This is a genomic window from Peribacillus sp. FSL E2-0218 (assembly GCF_037992945.1).
GTDB classification, from domain to species: Bacteria; Bacillota; Bacilli; order Bacillales; family DSM-1321; genus Peribacillus; species Peribacillus simplex_B.
In genome coordinates this window covers 2,292,639-2,312,929 of the sequence record NZ_CP150304.1, presented here as the reverse complement: position 1 = coordinate 2,312,929, position 20,291 = coordinate 2,292,639, and the positions used below count along the sequence as shown (strand labels likewise).

At 43.3% G+C, this 20,291-nt stretch carries 19 protein-coding genes and 1 pseudogene; 4 read left to right on the top strand and 16 right to left on the bottom strand.

What is annotated here, in order from left to right; translation table 11 throughout:
- From MHI53_RS11200 to MHI53_RS11190, 3 genes are read right to left on the bottom strand one after another with little or no spacing between them, the layout of a single operon-like run.
- Nucleotides 1-1,176, bottom strand: coding sequence for an acyl-CoA dehydrogenase family protein (locus tag MHI53_RS11200; protein WP_340373500.1), 1,176 nt, complete (start codon nucleotides 1,174-1,176; stop codon nucleotides 1-3).
- A gap of 27 nt (nucleotides 1,177-1,203) precedes the next feature.
- The gene (locus tag MHI53_RS11195; RefSeq protein WP_061141509.1) at nucleotides 1,204-2,355 is read right to left on the bottom strand and encodes an acyl-CoA dehydrogenase family protein; all 1,152 of its coding nucleotides are present in this window, start codon (nucleotides 2,353-2,355) and stop codon (nucleotides 1,204-1,206) included.
- Between the two features lie 40 nt (nucleotides 2,356-2,395).
- Nucleotides 2,396-3,997 carry a long-chain fatty acid--CoA ligase gene (locus MHI53_RS11190; protein ID WP_340373499.1) on the bottom strand — a complete coding sequence of 534 codons (1,602 nt, stop codon included), beginning with the start codon at nucleotides 3,995-3,997 and terminating at the stop codon, nucleotides 2,396-2,398.
- 549 nt (nucleotides 3,998-4,546) lie between these two features.
- On the opposite strand from MHI53_RS11190, the pseudogene MHI53_RS11185 reads away from it, so the two are divergent.
- Nucleotides 4,547-5,904: pseudogene (locus MHI53_RS11185) on the top strand (IS1182 family transposase).
- A 150-nt stretch (nucleotides 5,905-6,054) separates the two neighbouring features.
- Here the strand turns inward: MHI53_RS11185 and parC are convergent.
- From parC to MHI53_RS11170, 3 genes are all read right to left on the bottom strand, one after another.
- Nucleotides 6,055-8,499 carry a DNA topoisomerase IV subunit A gene (gene parC, locus MHI53_RS11180; RefSeq protein ID WP_340373498.1) on the bottom strand — a complete coding sequence of 815 codons (2,445 nt, stop codon included), beginning with the start codon at nucleotides 8,497-8,499 and terminating at the stop codon, nucleotides 6,055-6,057.
- On the bottom strand, nucleotides 8,489-10,474 hold the full coding sequence (gene parE / locus MHI53_RS11175) for a DNA topoisomerase IV subunit B (RefSeq protein WP_340373497.1): 1,986 nt from the start codon (nucleotides 10,472-10,474) through the stop codon (nucleotides 8,489-8,491). Before parE ends, parC begins: the two co-directional genes overlap by 11 nt.
- A gap of 370 nt (nucleotides 10,475-10,844) precedes the next feature.
- Nucleotides 10,845-11,255, bottom strand: coding sequence for a CoA-binding protein (locus tag MHI53_RS11170; protein WP_061141513.1), 411 nt, complete (start codon nucleotides 11,253-11,255; stop codon nucleotides 10,845-10,847).
- Nucleotides 11,256-11,734: 479 nt separating this feature from the next.
- Here MHI53_RS11170 and plsY point away from each other — a divergent pair, with 479 nt between their 5' ends.
- Nucleotides 11,735-12,328 (top strand): glycerol-3-phosphate 1-O-acyltransferase PlsY, encoded by a 594-nt coding sequence (gene plsY, locus MHI53_RS11165; protein WP_061141514.1) that lies wholly within the window; start codon nucleotides 11,735-11,737, stop codon nucleotides 12,326-12,328.
- Nucleotides 12,329-12,377: 49 nt separating this feature from the next.
- Here the strand turns inward: plsY and MHI53_RS11160 are convergent, their stop codons facing one another.
- Entirely contained in the window at nucleotides 12,378-12,521 is a 144-nt protein-coding gene (locus tag MHI53_RS11160) for a hypothetical protein (protein ID WP_155645409.1), read from the bottom strand.
- A 476-nt stretch (nucleotides 12,522-12,997) separates the two neighbouring features.
- On the opposite strand from MHI53_RS11160, the gene MHI53_RS11155 reads away from it, so the two are divergent.
- A complete protein-coding gene (locus MHI53_RS11155) occupies nucleotides 12,998-13,147 on the top strand; it encodes a YycC family protein (RefSeq protein ID WP_081092342.1) in 150 nt (49 codons plus the stop codon).
- 16 nt (nucleotides 13,148-13,163) lie between these two features.
- On the opposite strand, the gene MHI53_RS11150 is transcribed toward MHI53_RS11155, so the two are convergent.
- Nucleotides 13,164-13,508, bottom strand: coding sequence for a PadR family transcriptional regulator (locus MHI53_RS11150; protein ID WP_340373496.1), 345 nt, complete (start codon nucleotides 13,506-13,508; stop codon nucleotides 13,164-13,166).
- A gap of 208 nt (nucleotides 13,509-13,716) precedes the next feature.
- Nucleotides 13,717-14,205, bottom strand: a complete 489-nt coding sequence (locus MHI53_RS11145; RefSeq protein WP_340373495.1) for an 8-oxo-dGTP diphosphatase — start codon at nucleotides 14,203-14,205, stop codon at nucleotides 13,717-13,719.
- A gap of 89 nt (nucleotides 14,206-14,294) precedes the next feature.
- On the opposite strand from MHI53_RS11145, the gene MHI53_RS11140 reads away from it, so the two are divergent.
- Nucleotides 14,295-14,591, top strand: coding sequence for a HesB/YadR/YfhF family protein (locus MHI53_RS11140; protein WP_061141516.1), 297 nt, complete (start codon nucleotides 14,295-14,297; stop codon nucleotides 14,589-14,591).
- 40 nt (nucleotides 14,592-14,631) lie between these two features.
- On the opposite strand, the gene MHI53_RS11135 is transcribed toward MHI53_RS11140, so the two are convergent.
- From MHI53_RS11135 to acnA, 7 genes are all read right to left on the bottom strand, one after another.
- Nucleotides 14,632-14,928 (bottom strand): hypothetical protein, encoded by a 297-nt coding sequence (locus MHI53_RS11135; protein ID WP_061141517.1) that lies wholly within the window; start codon nucleotides 14,926-14,928, stop codon nucleotides 14,632-14,634.
- A gap of 19 nt (nucleotides 14,929-14,947) precedes the next feature.
- Nucleotides 14,948-15,379 (bottom strand): thioesterase family protein, encoded by a 432-nt coding sequence (locus MHI53_RS11130; RefSeq protein ID WP_340373494.1) that lies wholly within the window; start codon nucleotides 15,377-15,379, stop codon nucleotides 14,948-14,950.
- A 139-nt stretch (nucleotides 15,380-15,518) separates the two neighbouring features.
- Nucleotides 15,519-15,764, bottom strand: a complete 246-nt coding sequence (gene tlp, locus MHI53_RS11125; RefSeq protein ID WP_061141519.1) for a small acid-soluble spore protein Tlp — start codon at nucleotides 15,762-15,764, stop codon at nucleotides 15,519-15,521.
- 66 nt (nucleotides 15,765-15,830) lie between these two features.
- Nucleotides 15,831-15,974: an acid-soluble spore protein N gene (locus tag MHI53_RS11120; RefSeq protein WP_061141520.1), complete on the bottom strand. Its 144-nt coding sequence runs from the start codon at nucleotides 15,972-15,974 to the stop codon at nucleotides 15,831-15,833.
- Between the two features lie 135 nt (nucleotides 15,975-16,109).
- The gene (locus tag MHI53_RS11115) at nucleotides 16,110-16,238 is read right to left on the bottom strand and encodes an FbpB family small basic protein (protein ID WP_081092343.1); all 129 of its coding nucleotides are present in this window, start codon (nucleotides 16,236-16,238) and stop codon (nucleotides 16,110-16,112) included.
- A gap of 268 nt (nucleotides 16,239-16,506) precedes the next feature.
- Entirely contained in the window at nucleotides 16,507-17,040 is a 534-nt protein-coding gene (locus tag MHI53_RS11110; protein WP_061141521.1) for a redoxin domain-containing protein, read from the bottom strand.
- A gap of 213 nt (nucleotides 17,041-17,253) precedes the next feature.
- Complete coding sequence (gene acnA / locus MHI53_RS11105; RefSeq protein WP_061141522.1) at nucleotides 17,254-19,965, bottom strand: aconitate hydratase AcnA; 2,712 nt, start codon at nucleotides 19,963-19,965, stop codon at nucleotides 17,254-17,256.
- Between the last annotated feature and the right edge of the window lie 326 nt (nucleotides 19,966-20,291).

Below are 20,291 nucleotides of genomic sequence, written 5' to 3'. Positions count from 1 at the left end.
TTATAAGAATTGCCCTAATTTAACATGCCCCTTGATTAAATTACGGGAAATGATCATCCGTTGTATTTCATCCGTTCCATCATAAATCCGCCACAGCCTTGCCTCCCGATACCACCGTTCGATGGGAAGCTCTTTCGTATAACCCATACCGCCATGTATCTGCAACACGCGGTCAACGACCCGGTTCCCCATATTTGCGCCAAAGAGCTTAGCCATTGAAGCCAAATGTCGGTTGTCTTCGCCATTATCGAGTGTGAAAGCGGCGTTCAGTACAAGCCACCGAGCCGCTTCGATCTCCACTGCCGAATCTGCAATCTGCCATTGGATGGCCTGACGCTCGGCGATGGGCTTACCGAAGGTGACTCGTTCTTTCGCATACTCTATCGCCATTTGCAGCAATCTTTCCGCAGATCCGACAGCACGCGCCCCCACAATCCACCTGGCAAACCCGATCCATTCCAATCCCAATTTATAACCGCCATGTATTTCCCCTAAGATGTTTTCCTCGGGTACCCTTACATTATCGAAAACTAACCCGGCTGGTCCCCATTCTCCCATCGTATGGATATACTCGGATCTCCAGCCCATGTCGCGGTCGACGATGAAGCAGGTTACACCCTCGGTCCCGGTCGCCTGGTGACGCTCTTTGTCCGTAACGGCAATGACCATGACGAAATCGGCATCATTCCCGCCAGTAATGAACGTTTTTTCACCGTTAAGCACCCAGTCGGTGCCATCTTTCACAGCCGTCATTTTTATATTCCTTGTATCTGAGCCAGCTCCCGGCTCCGTCATCGCAAAACAGGATTTTTTCTCCCCATTGATCGTTGGGATGAGGTATTTCTTTTTCTGTTCCTCGTTTCCATAATACAGGATATTATCCGCCGATCCGCCAAAGCTAAAAGGGACGAACGTCTTGGATACTTCCATCAAGACGATGGCCATCATAAGCTGCCCCAATTCCGCCCCGCCATACTCTTCCGGCGTATTGATGCCCCAAAAGCCTGCTTTTTTAGCTTTTTCCTGTAATTCTTTCAATGTTTCCTCTGGCAAACTAGGCTTTCCTGCCATTTCATTGCGCAGCACTTCATTTTCCAAAGGAATCAATTCATTCTCCACGAACTTGCGGATTGTTTTTTGGACCATTTTTTGTTCTTCCGATAAGCGTAAATCCATGTGAATCCCTCCACTTTCCCTATTAGACTAGTGTTGATATTTTTTCTTCAATTGCGCAGCTATGATATTTTTCTGGATTTCGGACGTACCTTCATATATTCGAGTGATTCTGGCATCTCTGAAAAAGCGTTCCACCGGGTAGTCCTTCATGTATCCGATACCGCCATGAATTTGGACCGCCTTATCAGCGACCCGATTATACACTTCCGAACCATACAGCTTCAGCATTGCCGCTTCCTTGATGATTTTTTCCTTTTGATCGACCATCCATGCGACCCGATATGTGAATGAACGAAGCGCTTCGATTTCCATTGCCATTTCAGCAAGCATATGAGATACAGCCTGATGATCGATGATCGGCACATCGAACTGCTCCCGCTCCATCGCGTATTTAGTCGAGAGATCCAGCAAATATTGACACGACCCCAAATTCCTTGCTGCAAGTCCCGCCCGTCCATTCGCAAGGATTTTCAACGCATTCACATACCCCTGGCCTACTTCTCCCAGGACATTTTCAGCGGGAACCTCGCAATCTTCAAAAATCAATTCAGCCGAATGCGAGCCTCGAAGACCCATCTTCCGCTCCAAGCTTCCCACTTTAAAACCCGGAAAGCCTTTCTCCACGATGAATGAGGTGATTCCTTTTGCTCCTTTATCCTTATCCGTTACTGCCATGACTGTAAAAATATCGGCTACATCCGCATTCGTTATATAATGCTTCGTCCCGTTCAGGATATAGGCATCGCCGTTTTTGACTGCCGTCATCTTCAGATTGGTCGCATGTGATCCCGCCGCAGGCTCCGTTAGGGCAAATGCACCGATTTTATTGCCGCTTGCCATTTCTGGCAAATACTTTTCCTTTTGCATTTCATTGCCCATTTCGACGATCCCTACCGTCCCGATGCCAGTATGGGCACCAATCAAAGTAGTATAGCCATTATGTGTTTTGCCGATTTCCTCATATAAAGCGCATTTCCCGATCATTCCTATCCCGAGACCGCCATACCTTTCCGGAATGCTCAGTCCGAATAGTCCGATTTCTTTCGATAAATTTATGATGCTATCCGGGATATGATCTTCATCCTCAATTTGCATGGAAAAAGGATCGATTTGTTCTTCAATAAACTGGCGAATGGTTTCTTTTAACAGGACGATATCATCATCTAAGCGAAAGTCCACATGCATTCCCCTTTCTCAGGCAATTTAATTGTCAGCGCTTTCACGTTCTACCTGAATGAACTCGATGAGCCTCTTGAAGCTTGCGTTTCAAGACTTTACCCACCGCCGTCTTTGGGAATTCAAGTTGAAACGTGATCCTTCCGGGTATCTTGAAGGCGGCCAGATGTTTCCGGCAATACTCCTGCAATTCTTTTTCCGTTATTGTTTCAGTAGGCTTTAGAACGACCGCTGCATGTACCGTTTCACCGCGATATCGATCGGGAACACCGAATACGGCAGCTTCCAAAACCTTTGGATGGCTGTAGAGAACCTCTTCAATTTCAATGGGGTAAATATTGAAGCCGCCTGCGATGATCATTTCCTTCTTGCGACCGACAATGTAAAAGAAGCCATCTTCATCCATCTTCGCGATATCGCCAGTATACAGCCAGCCGTTTTGAATCGTCTTCTTCGTCTCTTCGGGCATCCCCCAATACCCTTTCATCACTTGAGGTCCTTTGATGACCAATTCACCTGGGGTATCAACCATGAGAGCTGGCTCACCAGTAACGCTGTCAATGATGGCGGCATCCGTATTTTGTATCGGAATTCCGATACTTCCCGGCTTTTGCAGGCCACTGACTGGATTTCGGTGCGTAACTGGTGATGCTTCGGAAAGTCCATAGCCCTCTGCAATCTTCGAGCCACTCACTTCGTTAAATCTTGATAAGACATGCAAGGGCAATGGGGACGACCCTGAAACGCAGGATTTCAAGGAACGCAAATCAAACGGATGGGACTGGTAATATTGTAATAATGCGATATACATCGTTGGCACACCGGGAAAAATGGTCGGTTTAACCGTTTTGATCATCTCAACGATTTCTGCCACCTCAAACCGGGAAACGATGATCAATTCACCGCCATTATAAAACGTCAAATTCATGCCTGATGTCATCCCATATACATGAAATAATGGTGAAACGCCAAGCACCTTTTCCTTGCCCTCTTGAATTTTGATTTTGGAAGTGGCGGCACTTTGCAGGGTATTGGCCACAATATTCCGATGGGTCAGCATCGCTCCTTTCGAACGTCCGGTGGTCCCCCCCGTATATTGGAGGACGGCGACATCATCTCCGGGATCGATGGATACCGAGTAATCCGTTTCCGCTATAGGCAGCAGGCCCTTCATCAATTCACATTCATTCTTTTCCTTCGATACGGGCCATATCTTTTCAAGTTCGGTTTCATCCAGGACCGCTTCCACTATGGGGATTAAGTCATCCAGGACGATCATGTGCCTGGCACTCGAGTCTTTCAGGACATGTATCAATTCGTTTGATTTATACATCGGGTTGATTTGGACAACGATCGCCCCATTTAAAAGCGTCCCGTAAAAACTGATCGGATATTGCGGACAATTGGGGAGCATAAGCGCCACACGATCTCCTTTTTCAATCCCCGCCTCAGCAAGTAAGCGGGCAAACCTTTTCACTAGCTGTCCTAACTGGGAATATGTATACCTATCCTCATTAAACGTAATCGCGGTATGATCCGCATATTTTTCGACTGATTGATAAAAAAGGTCTGTCACAGACATTTCAGGTATTTCGATTTCCAATGGATTTCCGGACGGGATATGCTTTTTCCAAGGTCTATCCATTTGTCCTCCCCTTTCTTCTTTTGATAAAACAAAGAAGTCATACTATTAATATGCAAGAGCTGTGCCAAAAATGGAACGTGAAGATATCAAGAATACATGAACAGCAAAATCCATTTTTGAATTATTCGGTCTTTATTTATGATTAATGGACTGGTAATATAACCAATTTAAAATTGACTCAAGAAGTCATTTTTGACTCAAAGCGTTTATGAGAATGTTAATCGAAGAAAAAATTAAAAGAAACAAAAAAACGGGATGCTGATTTATCCAGCATCCCGCAGACTGTAGACAAGCTCGATGAAAATCGAGTTTGTCTATTTTTATGGCCTGTACAATTTAGACGTTGATTTCCACTCCAGGCACTCGCTTTCCGCGGGCGGTCGGGGAGCCTCCTCGGCTTTGCCTGCGGGGTCTCCCCTAGACGCGCTTTTCCCGCAGGAGTCTCGAACACCCGCTCCAATCAACTTTGTCTTACCTTTTAGATAGAACACTTTTGACTGGAGTCATTTTTGTTTTAAAATTGAAGGATTAAAACTTGAGGTGATGAGGATGCTTTCTAAACATGATTCTATTCAGCGAGATCAACTTGAAATGATTACTTTAGATCAACTGGTGCCACCGAACCATTTGGTTCGTAAAATGGAGGCTGCCATTGACTTCACTTTCATTTATGACTTGGTGAAAGATATGTACTCAGAGGTAGGACGCCCAAGTATTGATCCAGTTATTTTAGTTAAACTGACTTTCATTCAATATACCTTCGGTATTCGTTCCATGCGTAAAACGATTGAAGAAGTTGAAACCAATATGGCTTACCGTTGGTTCTTAGGCTATGGTTTCCATGATAAAGTACCTCATTTCTCTACGTTCGGAAAAAATTATGAGCGACGCTTTAAAGATACAGACCTGTTTGAACAGATTTTCTGTCGCATTTTAATGACAGCTGCTAATAAAAAGGTAATAAGTGTAGAACACGTTTTCGTGGATTCCACCCATGTGAAAGCCAGTGCGAATAAACGGAAATTTGAAAAGAAAATCGTTCGTAAAGAAACACGAGCGTATCAAGGACGTCTTCAAGAAGAAATCAATCAAGATCGTGAAAACCATGGAAAGAAGCCTTTTCCACCAGATAAATTTGATAAGGAAGAAACCAAAGCAATTAAAGAAAGTACTACGGATCCTGAGAGTGGCTACTATGTGAAAGATGAACGAACAAAACAGTTTGCCTATTCATTCCATGCGGCCGCAGACGGCAACGGTTTTGTATTGGGAACGATTGTAACACCTGGTAATACACATGACAGTCATATTTTGGAGCCACTTGTTGAGCAAGTGATTGAGAAAGTTGGAAAACCAGAAGCAGTTGCCGCAGATGCAGCTTATAAAACACCAGCGATTACAAGCTACCTATTTAACAAAGAAATCACACCTGCTTTACCCTATACACGTCCTCGTACAAAAGAAGGATTCTTTCGCAAACATGACTATGTTTACGATGAACACTTTGATTGTTACCTTTGCCCTTCGGGAGAAACTTTAAAGTACTCAACAACAAATAAAGAGGGCTATCGCGAGTACAAATCGCCCAAACAAATTTGTGCAACATGCTCATTTTTATCACGGTGTACGGAAAGCAAAGACCATCAAAAAGTAGTGACACGGCATATCTGGCAAGCATATGTGGAAGAAGCAGATCATCTGCGCATCATCAAGAGGTAAAACCTATATATGCGAAACGCAAAGAAACGATTGAGCGTGTATTCGCAGATGCAAAAGAAAAGCATGGTATGCGTTGGACTACTTTAAGGGGACTTAAAAAATTGTCGATGCAGGCGATGCTTACTTTCGCTGCCATGAATGTAAAGAAGATGGCCACTTGGACATGGCAAGGTCCTAAAACGGCTTAACATAGTGGCTCGAAGAGCCCAAATCTCGTAACCTTTGGTCAAAATTTCAAAGGAATTTCAAAAGGGGTTCGGAATTTTTTAATTCCGAACCCCTTTTGTCTACAAACTGCGGGATGCTGATTTATCCAGCATCCCGTCAGAAAAGATGAATCACTCCTCCATGGAGGTTTCATCTTCCAATGATATTTTCCATAGTTCTTTCGCCTTCCCACTGACCGTTTCATCAAAAACAAAAGATCCATTCGTGTAGCGATCGTGATTTTTTAATGAGGCCGCATGAACGGTTTCAACCGTTCCCTTTTCCGAAAGAATGAACAAACTGTCGGTTTTATTGACCGTAGTAAATCCGATGACCCGGTGGGGATTCGATTTCAATTCCCTTAATACCACGACACCGCGTTTTGCCCGGCTCGTTTTTTCAAACTCGGTTAATTTCATTTTCTTGATGGCGCCGCGCTGGGTAACGATTAGGATCGATTCTTTGCTATCCTTGGTTAACATCTTGCCGCCGATAACATAGTCATCTTCTTTCAAATTAATCCCTTTTACACCCGCTGCACGGACACCGACGATACTCACCTCTTCTTCATCGAACCATAAACTATAACCGTTATGGGTGACAAGGAAAAGATCTTCCTGACCATCGGTATGATGAACATCGACCAGTTCATCATCGCCTTTTAAATTGATGCCGACCAATGGTTTAGAATGACGTTGGGCTTTATAAGCAGCAAGTTCCGTCTTTTTCACCATCCCGTTTTTCGTGATGAACACCAGGAATTGAGGAAGGGTAAAGTCCTTGATTGGAATTGCTTTTATGATCTGCTCTTCCCTATCGATCGGAATGATGTTCGCGATATGCTGGCCGGTTTCCTTCCAGCGAATATCAGGAAGCTGATGAACTGGACAATAGAGAAAGTTCCCTTTGGATGTGAACAGCAACAGGACATCCGTTGTATTCATTTCCAGGCGCTGAAGCAAGCGATCGGAATCCTTCATGCCAAAATCAAGACCGCCCGATGCCGCATATGACCGTAATGATGTCCGTTTCACATAGCCTTCTTTCGTCACGGTCACCATTACGTCTTCACTTGCGATCAAGACTTCAAGATTAATTTTGATTTCCTCTATTTCCTTTTCGATTTTCGAACGTCTTCCGTCATCATAGCCTTTTTTAATGAACCGAAGTTCTTTTTTTATGACTTGAAGAAGCACCTTTTCGCTGCCAAGGATCTTCGTCAATTCCTCAATCCTGTTTTTCAATTCCGCTGCTTCTGCCTCAAGTGCCGTAATATCCGTGTTTGTCAGTCTATATAACTGTAAAGATACGATGGCTTCGGCTTGCGCTTCCGTAAACGCGAATTGGGCGATCAGGTTATCTTTGGCATTGCGTTTGTCTTTGGAAGCACGGATAACGGCAATGACTTCATCCAATATCGACAGGGCCTTCACTAAGCCATCGACGATATGCGCCCGGTCATGCGCCTTTTGCAGCTCATAACGGGAACGGTTCACGATTACCTCTTTACGGTGATCGATATACGCATCGAGCATTTTTGGAAGGCTCATCAAAGTCGGCCGTTTTTTATATATCGCGACCATATTGAAGTTATAGGCAATTTGAAGATCGGAATTCTTGTATAAGTAATGCAGGACACCGTTTGCATCCGCTTCTTTCTTCAATTCGATGACGATGCGCAGTCCGGTCCGGTCCGTTTCATCCCTTACTTCGGCGATGCCTTCCACTTTCCGGTCTAGACGGAACTCATCCATCTTCTTGACCAGGTTCGCTTTATTGACTTCATATGGGATTTCGGTGATGACGATTTGCTGTTTGCCGCCACGAATCGTTTCCACGTCCGCCAGACCGCGAATGATGATTTTTCCTTTGCCTGTTTCATAGGCTTTGCGAATGCCTTCGATGCCTTGTATGATTCCGCCAGTAGGGAAATCCGGTCCCTTGATGACCGTCATTAAATCCGCGACGGTCGCTTCAGGCTTATCGATCCGCATGATGGCGGCATCGATGACCTCTCCTATTTGATGCGGCGGAATTTCCGTGGCATATCCGGCTGAGATCCCAGTGGAACCGTTTACGAGCAAGTTCGGGAACATCGCAGGCAACACGATCGGCTCTTCCGAAGTATCATCAAAGTTCGGCACGAAGTCGACCGTCCGTTTTTCAATATCACGTAACATCTCCGAAGCAATCGATGAAAGCCTGGCTTCCGTATACCGCATCGCAGCAGGCGGGTCGCCATCGATGCTACCATTGTTTCCGTGCATTTGGACCATGACTTTCCGCAGCTTCCAGTCTTGGCTCATCCTTACCATCGCCTCATATACAGATGAATCCCCATGGGGATGATAGTTACCAATGACATTACCGACCGTTTTTGCAGATTTCCTGAATCCTTTTTCCTGTGTATTTCCTTCCACATGCATCGCATACAAGATCCTGCGCTGTACCGGTTTTAAGCCGTCCCTGGCATCGGGAAGGGCCCGATCCTGGATAATGTATTTACTATAGCGCCCGAAGCGATCTCCGATGACCTCTTCAAGCGGCAAATCGCGAAACGTTTCTTCAAATACCATCGTTATTGACCTCCTCTTCAATCGACATATTTTCATTATCTAAAATATTCGATTCTTCCTCGAGACCAAAAGCGACATTTGCTTCAATCCATTTGCGGCGCGGTTCAACCTTGTCTCCCATTAATGTCGTCACTCGTCTTTCCGCACGGGCCCCATCATCGATTTTCACACGGATCAGCGTCCTTGTCTCCGGGTTCATCGTGGTATCCCATAATTGATCGGCATTCATCTCTCCAAGCCCTTTATAACGCTGAATCATATAGCCTTTCCCCACTTTGTCTATCGCTCCCTGAAGCTCCTCGTCACTCCAGGCATATTCAATCACTTCTTTCTTCCCGGTCCCTTTACTCACTTTATATAATGGCGGCAGGGCAATATAAACCTTCCCTGACTCTATCAATGGTTTCATATAACGGTAAAAGAAAGTCAGAAGAAGCACTTGGATATGGGCACCATCCGTATCGGCATCGGTCATGATGATCACTTTATCGTAATTGGTGTCCGGCGTATTGAACTCGGCCCCGACCCCTCCGCCAATGGCGTGGATGATCGTATTGATTTCTTCGTTCTTAAAAATATCAGCCAGTTTGGCCTTTTCCGTATTGATGACTTTACCCCTTAAAGGCAAAACCGCCTGAAAACGGCGATCCCGCCCTTGCTTTGCGGATCCTCCGGCAGAGTCCCCTTCCACAAGGTACAATTCATTACGTTCGGGATTTTTCGATTGAGCCGGCGTCAGCTTACCAGATAGGATGGCATCGGATTTTTTTCGTTTCTTTCCGCTCCTTGCATCCTCCCTTGCTTTGCGGGCCGCTTCGCGTGCCTGGAACGCTTTAATCGATTTTTTAACCAACAAGGTACTCGTGGTCGGATCTTCTTCAAAAAAGTAGGCTAAGTGCTCTGACACGATGGAATCGACTGCAGAGCGCGCCTCGCTGGTGCCAAGCTTGCTCTTGGTCTGCCCTTCGAATTGAAGCAGTTCTTCCGGAATGCGGACAGAGATAATCGATGACAAGCCTTCACGTATATCGGTACCTTCGAGGTTTTTATCTTTTTCCTTCAATAGCCCCATTTTTCTCGCATAATCATTAAATGCCCTGGTCATGGCCGTTTTTGCGCCGATTTCATGGGTGCCGCCGTCTTTTGTACGAACATTATTGACGAAGCTTAAAATATTCTCTGAGTAGCCATCGTTGAATTGAAAGGCAAGTTCAACTTCTATCCCATTTTGCTCCCCTTCCAGGCTAACAACACCATGAAGGGTCTCTTTTTCCTCATTTAAGTAATCCACAAATGCTTCGATTCCATTTTCATAATGGAAGGTTTCATTTCGGTCGTTGCGTTCATCCGTCAATTCTATCTTCATGCCCTTTAATAGAAACGCTGATTCACGGAGACGTTCACATAGGATATCGTAATTGAAGGTGGTCACCGAAAATATCTTTGGATCGGGCTTGAAGTGAATCTTCGTTCCCGTTTGATTCGTTTTACCGAGTTTCTCCAAGGTCGTTTCAGGCTTGCCTCCATTGAAAAACCGTTGTTCGTATATGAACCCGTCCCTTTTGATCGTCACGACAAGCCATTCAGACAGCGCATTAACGACTGAAGCACCCACACCGTGAAGGCCTCCGCTCGTTTTATATCCACCTTGTCCGAATTTCCCCCCTGCATGGAGGATCGTCAAAATGACTTCAGGCGTCGGTTTACCCAATTTATGCATACCCGTAGGCATCCCGCGGCCCCTATCCGTTACACTTACACTGTTATCTTTATGTATTTTCACACTAATTTGGTCTCCATAACCAGCCAAAGCCTCATCTACGGAGTTATCTACAATCTCGTACACTAAATGATGAAGTCCGCGTGCATCAGTACTGCCGATATACATACCGGGACGTTTTCTGACCGCTTCGAGTCCTTCCAGTACCTGAATTGCATCATCATTGTACTCGATTGCTTTTACCTTTTTTGCCACAGAAATTCCCCTTTCCTTACTAAACACAATTTCCGGGCCAAATCATACTGCAATGAAATGACTCACTAGCTTTAACAATTTTTCACATACGTTACTATTCATATAAAAAGTATAATACTTTCACGAGAAAAGAACAAGTGTTCTATTTTTTTGTCCCTTTTATTAGCGTTAGCCCATTTGCCTGGAACTTTTCGCTTGAAAACGTATCATAGCTACCGTTCTAATTGTAGCGGTAATTTTTCATTTGGCAAATATACTTTTACTATTTTGATCAAAATGTTGTTAAATCCCCTGGATATCCCGCGGCTTTGGCCATGGTTGAGACTCTCAAGCAACATCCTAAAAAGAGCGGATGTCCGCTCTTTTGACTTTACTTCGTCAGGGCGTGTTCGACTTTAATGCATCGATCCATGATGACAGTATAACCCTTTTCCTTCAAGAAATTATAGGCTTCCTCGTTTTCCACACCCAGCTGAGCCCAAAAGATATCAGCATCAATGTCGGCAAACTCTTTGGCAATCTCCGGGAGGAATTCCGAACGGCGAAACACATTGACGATATCGACATGGCCTTCAATATCTTTGAGGGCTTTCACGGCCTTGACGCCCAACACTTCGGATACGGAAGGGTTAACCGGGATGATCTCATATCCGCTGTCCTGCATCGCCTTGGATACCATATAAGACGTCCGCTCGGGGTTATTCGATAAACCGACTACAGCGATCCGCTTCGCTTTTTTTAGCATTTGGCCCATTTCCGCTCTGCTTGGATTTTCTATCATTCTTACCAATCCCCTCTATTTATAAAATGTTATATTGCATAAAAAGTATACTTAACAAGGATATTTTGCAATGGCAAGCTGATTATTTCCCATTATTAAGAAAAACAATTATACAAGAAAAAATATGTTTCGAAAAGGCATGGCTCCCTTGCCGCCCTTTCTGTTCAACCAGCCTGCCACGTATTGTTAGGCTTTATACAAACAGGCTCCATTTTATATATACGAAAATAAGAAATCCTAAACCTTTTGCCCTGCTACAACTTAAACCTATATTAAAAAGTGCATATTCATCAAGTAAAATTCATTTTTCAATAGATTTTTTTCGGACAGCCGTACCATTTTGTCACGAAAATGTTACAATAAGAGATGCTTATCATGCAGTTTAACGCTGTTTTTGGCTATTTTTTTCAAATATGGTGACAATCAGCCTCTTAAACATGAATAAATAAGAAGATTTTTCTTAAAGAAAGGGTCATAGAATGCTTACATTTATCATTATACTGTCCGCCTACTTGATTGGATCGATCCCATCCGGTTTAATTATCGGCAAAACGTTTTACAAAATCGACATTCGGGAGCATGGCAGTAAAAATCTTGGCGGGACAAATACCTTCCGGACATTGGGTGTCAAGGCAGGGCTTACCGTCACCATCATGGATATCCTTAAAGGGACCCTTGCAACTTCACTCCCGTTTTTGCTTAGTGCTGATATAAATATAAATGAGATGCTTATCGGCGTAATTGCCGTCATCGGCCATATGTTTCCCGTTTTTGCAAACTTTAGGGGCGGGAAAGCGGTTGCGACTTCAGCTGGTGTCATTCTTGCTTATGAACCATTATTTTTTCTCATTGCCGTCATCATTTTCTTTATATCCCTATACATTTCCAAATACGTATCACTTTCGTCCATGATCGCCTCCCTTCTTGCGTTTATCTATAGTTTGGTGTTTCATGCAGGTGATTGGGCCCTCATTACAGTGATCGGCGTTTTTATGATCTTCATTTTCTACCGGCACCGGGCGAACATTAAACGAATTATTGATAAAACTGAACCAAAAGTCAAATGGTTATAAGCGATTTTCAGGATGGGAATGGGCCAGGTCCCACAGGTCCATTTCCATTCTACAATGCATGTGCCGTATTATTCAGTGCACCGGCTTGACTGGATACCTTTTCCGAAAAGTCCCTCATTTTCTGGATGACCGATATCAAACGTTGAATGGTCCATTCCATTTCCTTTGAATCGGTAATATTCCCTTCGATCACGCCAATGATTTCATTGAAAGACTTTCCGGTTAAAACCGCTTCTTTGCCTCCTGCCTAAACGACCTCCCTGACCCTTTGGACAGATCCAGCCACTTCCTTCATAATAGCTATCTCCTGCACTCGTTTTACAGCCTCGTTGATGCTGTGGAAGGATTGGTTTTTCCTCGACATATAATCAGGTTCTGTCCTTTTCCGGTCAGGATTTGCCTGCGCTCCTTCCCTTCTTCAGCAATCATGACCTGAAGTCCCATCTGATCCTGCATCCAATATTCCGACCGTATCACTTGCTTTTTCCTGCTTCACTATTATGAAAATGCCCATCCTTATTTAAACCTGCAATCACAAGGATCTTTTTACCTAACATCTTATTTAAAGATATTGTTTCGAGAAGCCTATACAGCTAAGTAAAGATTGATTAATTGTTGCATAGAGGCTAAACTGGAACTAATTACGCTTACCATTAAGGAGAATCCGTCATGAAGCCACTGCAAATTTCACCGGAAACTGCATTGAAATTATCCAAATCCCTCAATTTGCCCTTGGAGCAAATCATGCATATGCCCACACCCATCTTGCTGAAAAAGCTTGCCGAGGCTGAAGCAATCGAAAACGAAAAGAGAAAATAGCTGCAGAAGCCTGCAGCTATTTTTGTGTGCGCTCAGATGTGTGCGTGATCACCTTCCGGATCACCTGCTGAAAGGCGTTCCATTCTTCCCACTGCCCTTGAAATTGGCTGAGGCCCGATTTGGTCGCATAATAGTATTTCCTTTTCGGCCCTTCAAAGGAATCCCTCCAATAGCTTTTTAAATACTCCTTCTCTTCCAGCCTTTTTAATGCAGGGTAAAGCATGCCTTCTTTATATTGCAAATAACCATCACTCAGCTGTTTGAGCTGTTCGATCATTTCATAGCCGTACATATCCTTCTGAGCCAGCAACGAAAGCAATACCATCTCCGTACTTCCTTTTAATAGCTCCGCTTTTCGCAAATTCGGCAGCCCCCTCTAAATAAGATACTTAAATAGGTAGGTCGAAAACTATATATTCTTCATATATAGCGACGCATTCCCCCCTCACGAAACCGCATATTCTTTGACTTTCTTTTTAATATAACAATATTCTGATTTCTTTACTACCTATTAAAATTGAATAGTCTTGTTTATAAAAACCAAATAAAAAACCGCCCATTGGCGGTCTTCAATTGGTTAAAACCGATTCTTTTGCGAAAGGAGGCAGTTCCTTCTTTTTCATGGAAACGAAGTGATCCTTTTCATAGATGCAGGCAAATTCTTGCGGAGGTGAGGCATCCAATACCTCACTAAGATAGTGCTTGATGTTGGATACGACTTCAGCTGCCTCCATGATCCATTGATAAGGCTTCCAAGCCAATTCTCCTTCATCACATGGCCCAACACTTCCCCCTGTATCTTCAGCGCGGTACACATACATTCCGCCCGTCTCATTCCATGTCACGATTCCCCTATAGGTCAATCGCTTGACCTTCAAACCAGTTTCTTCAAAAATTTCCCGTTCCATCGATTCACGGACCGTCTCACCTTCCTCGATTTTCCCTCCAATGCCATTCCATTTCCCCCGATTGGGATCTTTCTTGCGGAATAGCATCAACACTTCAGCTTTATTGTTCGTTTTACGGGTAATGAAACAAATTGTATAAATGATCTCCATTGTATTTCCTTTCTAAAACGCACATTATTCGCATCTACTTCATAATTACTTTATACTTAAATAACGAACCTCAAGGAAGGAGAATGACTATGAAACTGACCATTTCCGATCAAGCAGCCAAGTGGTATGCGGATGAATTGGAGCTCCAGGAAGGCTCACATTTGCGCTTTTATGTAAGATATGGCGGACACAGTTCCGTCCAAAGCGGCTTTTCATTGGGCATCATGCAAGAAGCTCCTGAAAATGCGGCAGCCGTATCATCGACGAATAATGTTCATTTCTATGTTGAAGAAAAAGATATTTGGTACTTCGATGGCCATGATCTGCGGATTACCTTCAACGAAAAGCTGACTGAGCCTGAATTTCATTATGATAAGAGCGCATGACCATGCAGCAGCGGTGCAAACTGCTGTTGCCTCTTCTTTTCTATTCATCGAGAAGCACTACAGAAATCCCTTCCGCTTTGAGGATATCCCTTTGTTTGTCGCCCAGGAGGTCATAATGAGAATAGCCATCCTTGCGGTGATGGATCCACTCTTTTTTCAGTCCGTATTGCTTACCCCATTCAGATAATCGGCCTAAATCTTTACTGCCGACTTTTGTAACCGTCTTGCAGCCAGGAAAACGGTCGTCCAGCCAATAATGAGTTAAAAAAGCGATTTCGCCTTGATCGATCCGCTGTTTCCACTCCACTACATCTTTCCGTTTAATGCCGAAAGCCATGTCTATACACCTCGATTAATTAAACCAGCTCATTCTGCTTTTTATTTTTTTCATAGGCCTCATGCCAATCAGGAAACATACGTTTAATCGATATCGGACGGAAGCTGTCCTTTTTCACGCAAACATGTGAAGAATGGCCAGTAGCCGCCACTTCCCCTTTACCATTGACGATTTCATAATTATACACGACCCGTAACCCGTCATACATATCAATCCAGGTCCTCACCTTTACTTTATCACCATATCGTATAGGCGATTTGTATGAAGCCTGTATGTCCATGACAGGGGATAGGATCCCAACCGCCTCCATATCGGCATAACGAAATCCTAAATCTTCGATTAATTTTGTCCTGCCCAGTTCCATCCATATTAAATAATTGGCATGGTAAACAACACCCATCTGGTCTGTCTCTGCATACCTCACTTCAATATCATTTTCAGCTATGAACATTTTTGTTCCCCACTTTCATTTTTGCAATATAAACATATTACCATAACAACCGTTCTCATTTCATTTAAGCAGGCTTCAGCTCTCATGAAAAAATGGGGAAGAAAGCAATCATGCTTCTTTCTTCCCCATCATCCATAAACTAAATATTATCGGTACTGTAGCCGTTCTCCCGTGCTTCTTGCTCATCTTGTACTTCTTGCTTCATCGCTTCAATGCTCGCTTTTCTTCGCTCGTTTTTGGCTGTAATCGCCATTTTGTCCTCAGCTGATGAAAAGGATGTCGCATCATTCGCCGCTGTCATGTTCTGTTCCGTATTGTGAATCGCGTCCTGAAGTTTCTCTACATTATCCAAACGGTTATCCTGATTATGTTTGAATGAATCCATTGGTTTTCACCCCTAATCAAAAAAATGGTTTACATAATAATATTATCAATTCGCGCTAATCCTTCGTCATTCGCCTTTTGTCTGAATCACCTGGGCATGCTTCCCGGATTTATCCTGCATTTGCTTACCGTTATTGCTTCCAGCTTCCCTTGGCTGTGTTCCAAGATGGCTTGGTCTAAAGTGTTTGGAATCTTTTTTTGGATTACTCATTTTATCGCCTCCTTCTATTATAATGGGTGAAAAGGAAGCAATTCATGAGTGCCAGATTTTGAAAAGCGCAAAATAAAAAGCCAGCACGATTGAAGACAACGTACTGACTCATATTTAGCTAATGAACCCTCTTGGTTACTCAGCTTTTTGCATATGTTTTTTTTCAAGGCGTTCCTCTAGTCTTTCCATTTGTTTAAGGTCCATCATTAATTCCCTTTTGTTTTCTTTGATCAATTCTTCAAATGTTCTTTTTCTTTTTTTCATGTTTTCACCTACTTTTTTTAGTATATGATTCAGCATTGCCAAATTAACGTAAAATTATGACTATATGGTTTTACAACAATAAATTGTCATAATTATCTGACTTTTAATAGCATCAATCATTCCTTACTTTGCCCCTCTTTATACTTTAACCCTTTTCTTATCTTTATTAACCAAAAATTTTGAATTTTAACAATATTATTTTTAATTTTTGACAACTTTGTTAACAAGCAATCATTCAACGAAAAAAACGGAACCTTTAAAGGTCCCGCTACTGCATGCTATTCATGTATCGTTCCATATCTTTAAGCTGCATGGCTGATATCACTTTGTGACTGATCTTGCCTTTCTTGTCGATGAAATATGTAGTCGGAATGCTTAGCACTTTATACTGCTCATTCACTGGATTTTTTGCACTGTTGCTATCAAGAGGTATGGTGAAGGTGATTTTATTTTCCTTCACAAATGACCGTACATCGTTTTCAGGGTCTATATTGACTGCAAGAACGATGGCATCATCACCTGCTTGCTTCGTATATTGCTCCATATCCGGCATTTCTTTTTTGCAGGGCGGGCACCACGTTGCCCAAAAATTCAGCATAACCTTTTTCCCTTTATAATCAGCCAATTCAACTTGTTTTCCATCCAAGGTCTCCAAGGTGAAATTGGGCGCTTTAGCTCCTATTTTCAAACCGCCCAATGAATCCTTTTTCCCATGGTTGTTTGGTTCATTATCCATCGCTTGTACAATCGCAATTCCAATCAGTGACAGTAAGAGCACTGAGGCGATAATTTTTTTAAGCATACACTTTTGTCCCCCTAGTCCCAATACAATAAAGTTATTAAGCCATTTCCAGAAATAGAACAACTTCCCTTTTTCATTTTAACAATAAAAAGACATGGGGAATAGTGAAACCCCTGTATTCGTTTCATGTTATTCGCCCGCCTTCATAATCTTGACACAAAAAAAGAATCGGTAAACCTAGATTCTAGGTTTACCGATTCCAAAAGGGCCGAATTAGCCTTTTAATTTATTGCGCAGTACCATTTGAAGGATACCGCCATGACGGTAGTAGTCGATTTCGATTTCTGAGTCGAAACGAACAAGTACATCAAATTCTTTCACGTTTCCAGCTTCATCAGTAGCTGTAACGGTTACGATATCACGCGGTTTAACGGTTTCGTCGATTTTAACAGCAATCGCTTCTTTACCAGTCAATCCAAGCGTTTCAGCGTTTTCGCCTTCTTTGAATTGAAGAGGAAGAACACCCATCAATGCAAGGTTAGAACGGTGAATACGTTCAAAGCTTTCAGCGATGACCGTTTTGATGCCAAGAAGGTTCGTGCCTTTTGCAGCCCAGTCACGAGAGCTTCCCATACCGTAGTCTTTACCAGCGATAACGGCAAGACCTGTTCCATCAGCTTTGTATTTCATGCAAGCATCATAGATAGCCATTACATCGCCTGTCGGCCAGTAAGTCGTGAATCCGCCTTCTGTACCTGGAGCCACTTGGTTACGGATACGGATGTTTGCGAATGTTCCGCGCATCATTGCTTCGTGGTTACCGCGACGAGAACCGTAAGAGTTAAAGTCACGCGGTTTCACACCGTTTTCACGAAGGTAGATACCAGCTGGTGTATCTTTACCGATTGCACCTGCAGGAGAAATGTGGTCAGTAGTTACTGAATCACCGAATTTACCTACAACGCGCAAGCCAGAAAGCGGGTTAACTGAACCTGGTTCTGGTGATAATCCTTCAAAGAACGGAGGATTTTGAATGTATGTTGATTTGGAATCGAAAGCGTAAATCGCTTCGTTGCTTGTTTGGATTTCATTCCAACGTTTGTTATCGTTGAATACTGTTTCGTATTCTTTACGGAATAATTCCGGTGTAACCGTTGCTTTAACAGCAGCGTTTACTTCTTCTTGTGATGGCCAGATATCAGCAAGGTATACATCGTTGCCATCTTTATCTTTACCAAGTGAATCATTGTTAAGATCGAAGTCCACAGTACCTGCAAGGGCATATGCCACAACTAAAGTTGGAGAAGCAAGGTAGTTTGCTTTCACAAGCGGATGGATACGGCCTTCGAAGTTACGGTTACCTGAAAGTACTGAAGTTACCAGAAGATCGGCTTCAGCAACAGCTGCTTCAATTTCGTCCGCTAATGGACCTGAGTTACCGATACATGTTGTACAGCCATAACCGACTACGTTGAATCCTAATTGATCAAGGTATGGTTGAAGACCTGCATCACGAAGGTAACCAGTAACAACTTTAGAGCCTGGTGCCAATGATGTTTTTACATAATCCGGAACTGTCAAGCCTTTTTCAACCGCTTTTTTAGCGATCAGACCTGCTCCAAGCATTACGTATGGATTTGAAGTATTTGTACAGCTCGTGATTGCAGCAATTGCGATCGCACCAGTTTTCATGACCGATTCTTTGCCATCGGCGAATTTAACAGTCACTTCTTTATCCAATTCGGAATTGTCCATGCCGAAGCCTTGGTTACCCATTGGTGCATTGATGGCATCATGGAAAGATTTCTTCATTTGAGAAAGCGGAATCAAATCTTGCGGGCGTTTAGGGCCTGAAAGGTTTGGTTCGATTGCTGAAAGATCGATTTCCACTACATCGTTGTATGCTGGATCTTCGTTTTCAGGAGCATAGAACAAGCCGTTTTCTTTGCAGTAAGATTCAACCACTTGGATTTGTTTTTCATCACGGCCTGTTAAGCGCATGTAATCGATCGCTTCTGCATCAACTGGGAAGAAACCGACTGTAGCACCGTATTCAGGAGCCATGTTAGCGATTGTTGCACGGTCAGCAAGCGGAAGGTATCCTACTCCTGGGCCGTAGAACTCAACGAATTTACCAACTACGCCGTGTGCACGAAGAACTTGCGTTACTTTCAAAGCAAGGTCAGTAGCTGTCGTTCCTTTAGGAAGTTGGCCAGTTAGCTTAACACCAACCACTTTTGGAACTGGGAAGTATGATGGCTGTCCAAGCATGCCTGCTTCAGCTTCGATACCGCCGACGCCCCAACCAAGAACACCGATACCGTTGATCATTGTCGTATGTGAATCCGTACCGAATACAGAATCAGGGAATACTTCGAAGTCGCCGTTTGGAGTTTCAACTGCGTGTACTACGTTCGCAAGGTACTCAAGGTTAACTTGGTGAACGATACCAGTCGCTGGCGGAACCGCACGGTAGTTGTTGAATGATTTTTGAGCCCAGCTTAGGAACTGGTAACGCTCTGCATTACGTTCGAATTCAAGATCCATATTGGCATCAAGGGAATCCATAGTACCTGCTTTATCAACTTGGACTGAGTGGTCGATTACAAGGTCAACTGGAATTTCCGGGTTGATTTTGTCTGGATCTCCACCAAGGGCCGCGAAGGCATTACGTAGAGAAGCTAAATCTACAACAACCGGCACACCCGTGAAATCTTGAAGGATGACACGTGAAGGCTTGAAAGGTACATCTATATCTTGTTGCTCGCTTGTTCCCCATTTAGCAAGGTTCGCAACATGTTCTTTTGTGATAACTCTTCCGTCCACTTGGCGCAGAACTGCCTCAAGTAATACTTTAATGGAATATGGAAGGCGTGAAACTTTGCCATCCCCTGCTTTTTCAATAGCGTCTAGGCTGTAGTAGTTGTAGCGTTTCCCTTCAATTTCGAAGGATTTACGCGATTGGTACACGTCATTTTTCGTCATGAATATTACCCCCTATTAAACTGTCAGAACAACTTATTCTGCACATGAAAGTAAAACCTGGTTCACTGAAACCATGTTTACCAATAAATATAAACAAAAAAGTTAGTTTGTCGAATTTTCTCTCTGTTCTCCCACCCTAACTCTTCCTTCAACTTAATACTAATATAGAAATGAGTATAAGTAAATAACAAGAAAGTTATTGTTTTTGATAAGTTTCACTTATGTTAATAATTCCTTTTTATATGAAAGTGACGTTTAAGAGCCTTACCCGCCTTCCAATTGGTGAAAAAAACCCCATATACAAGCTGAGAAATTATTCCAACAAA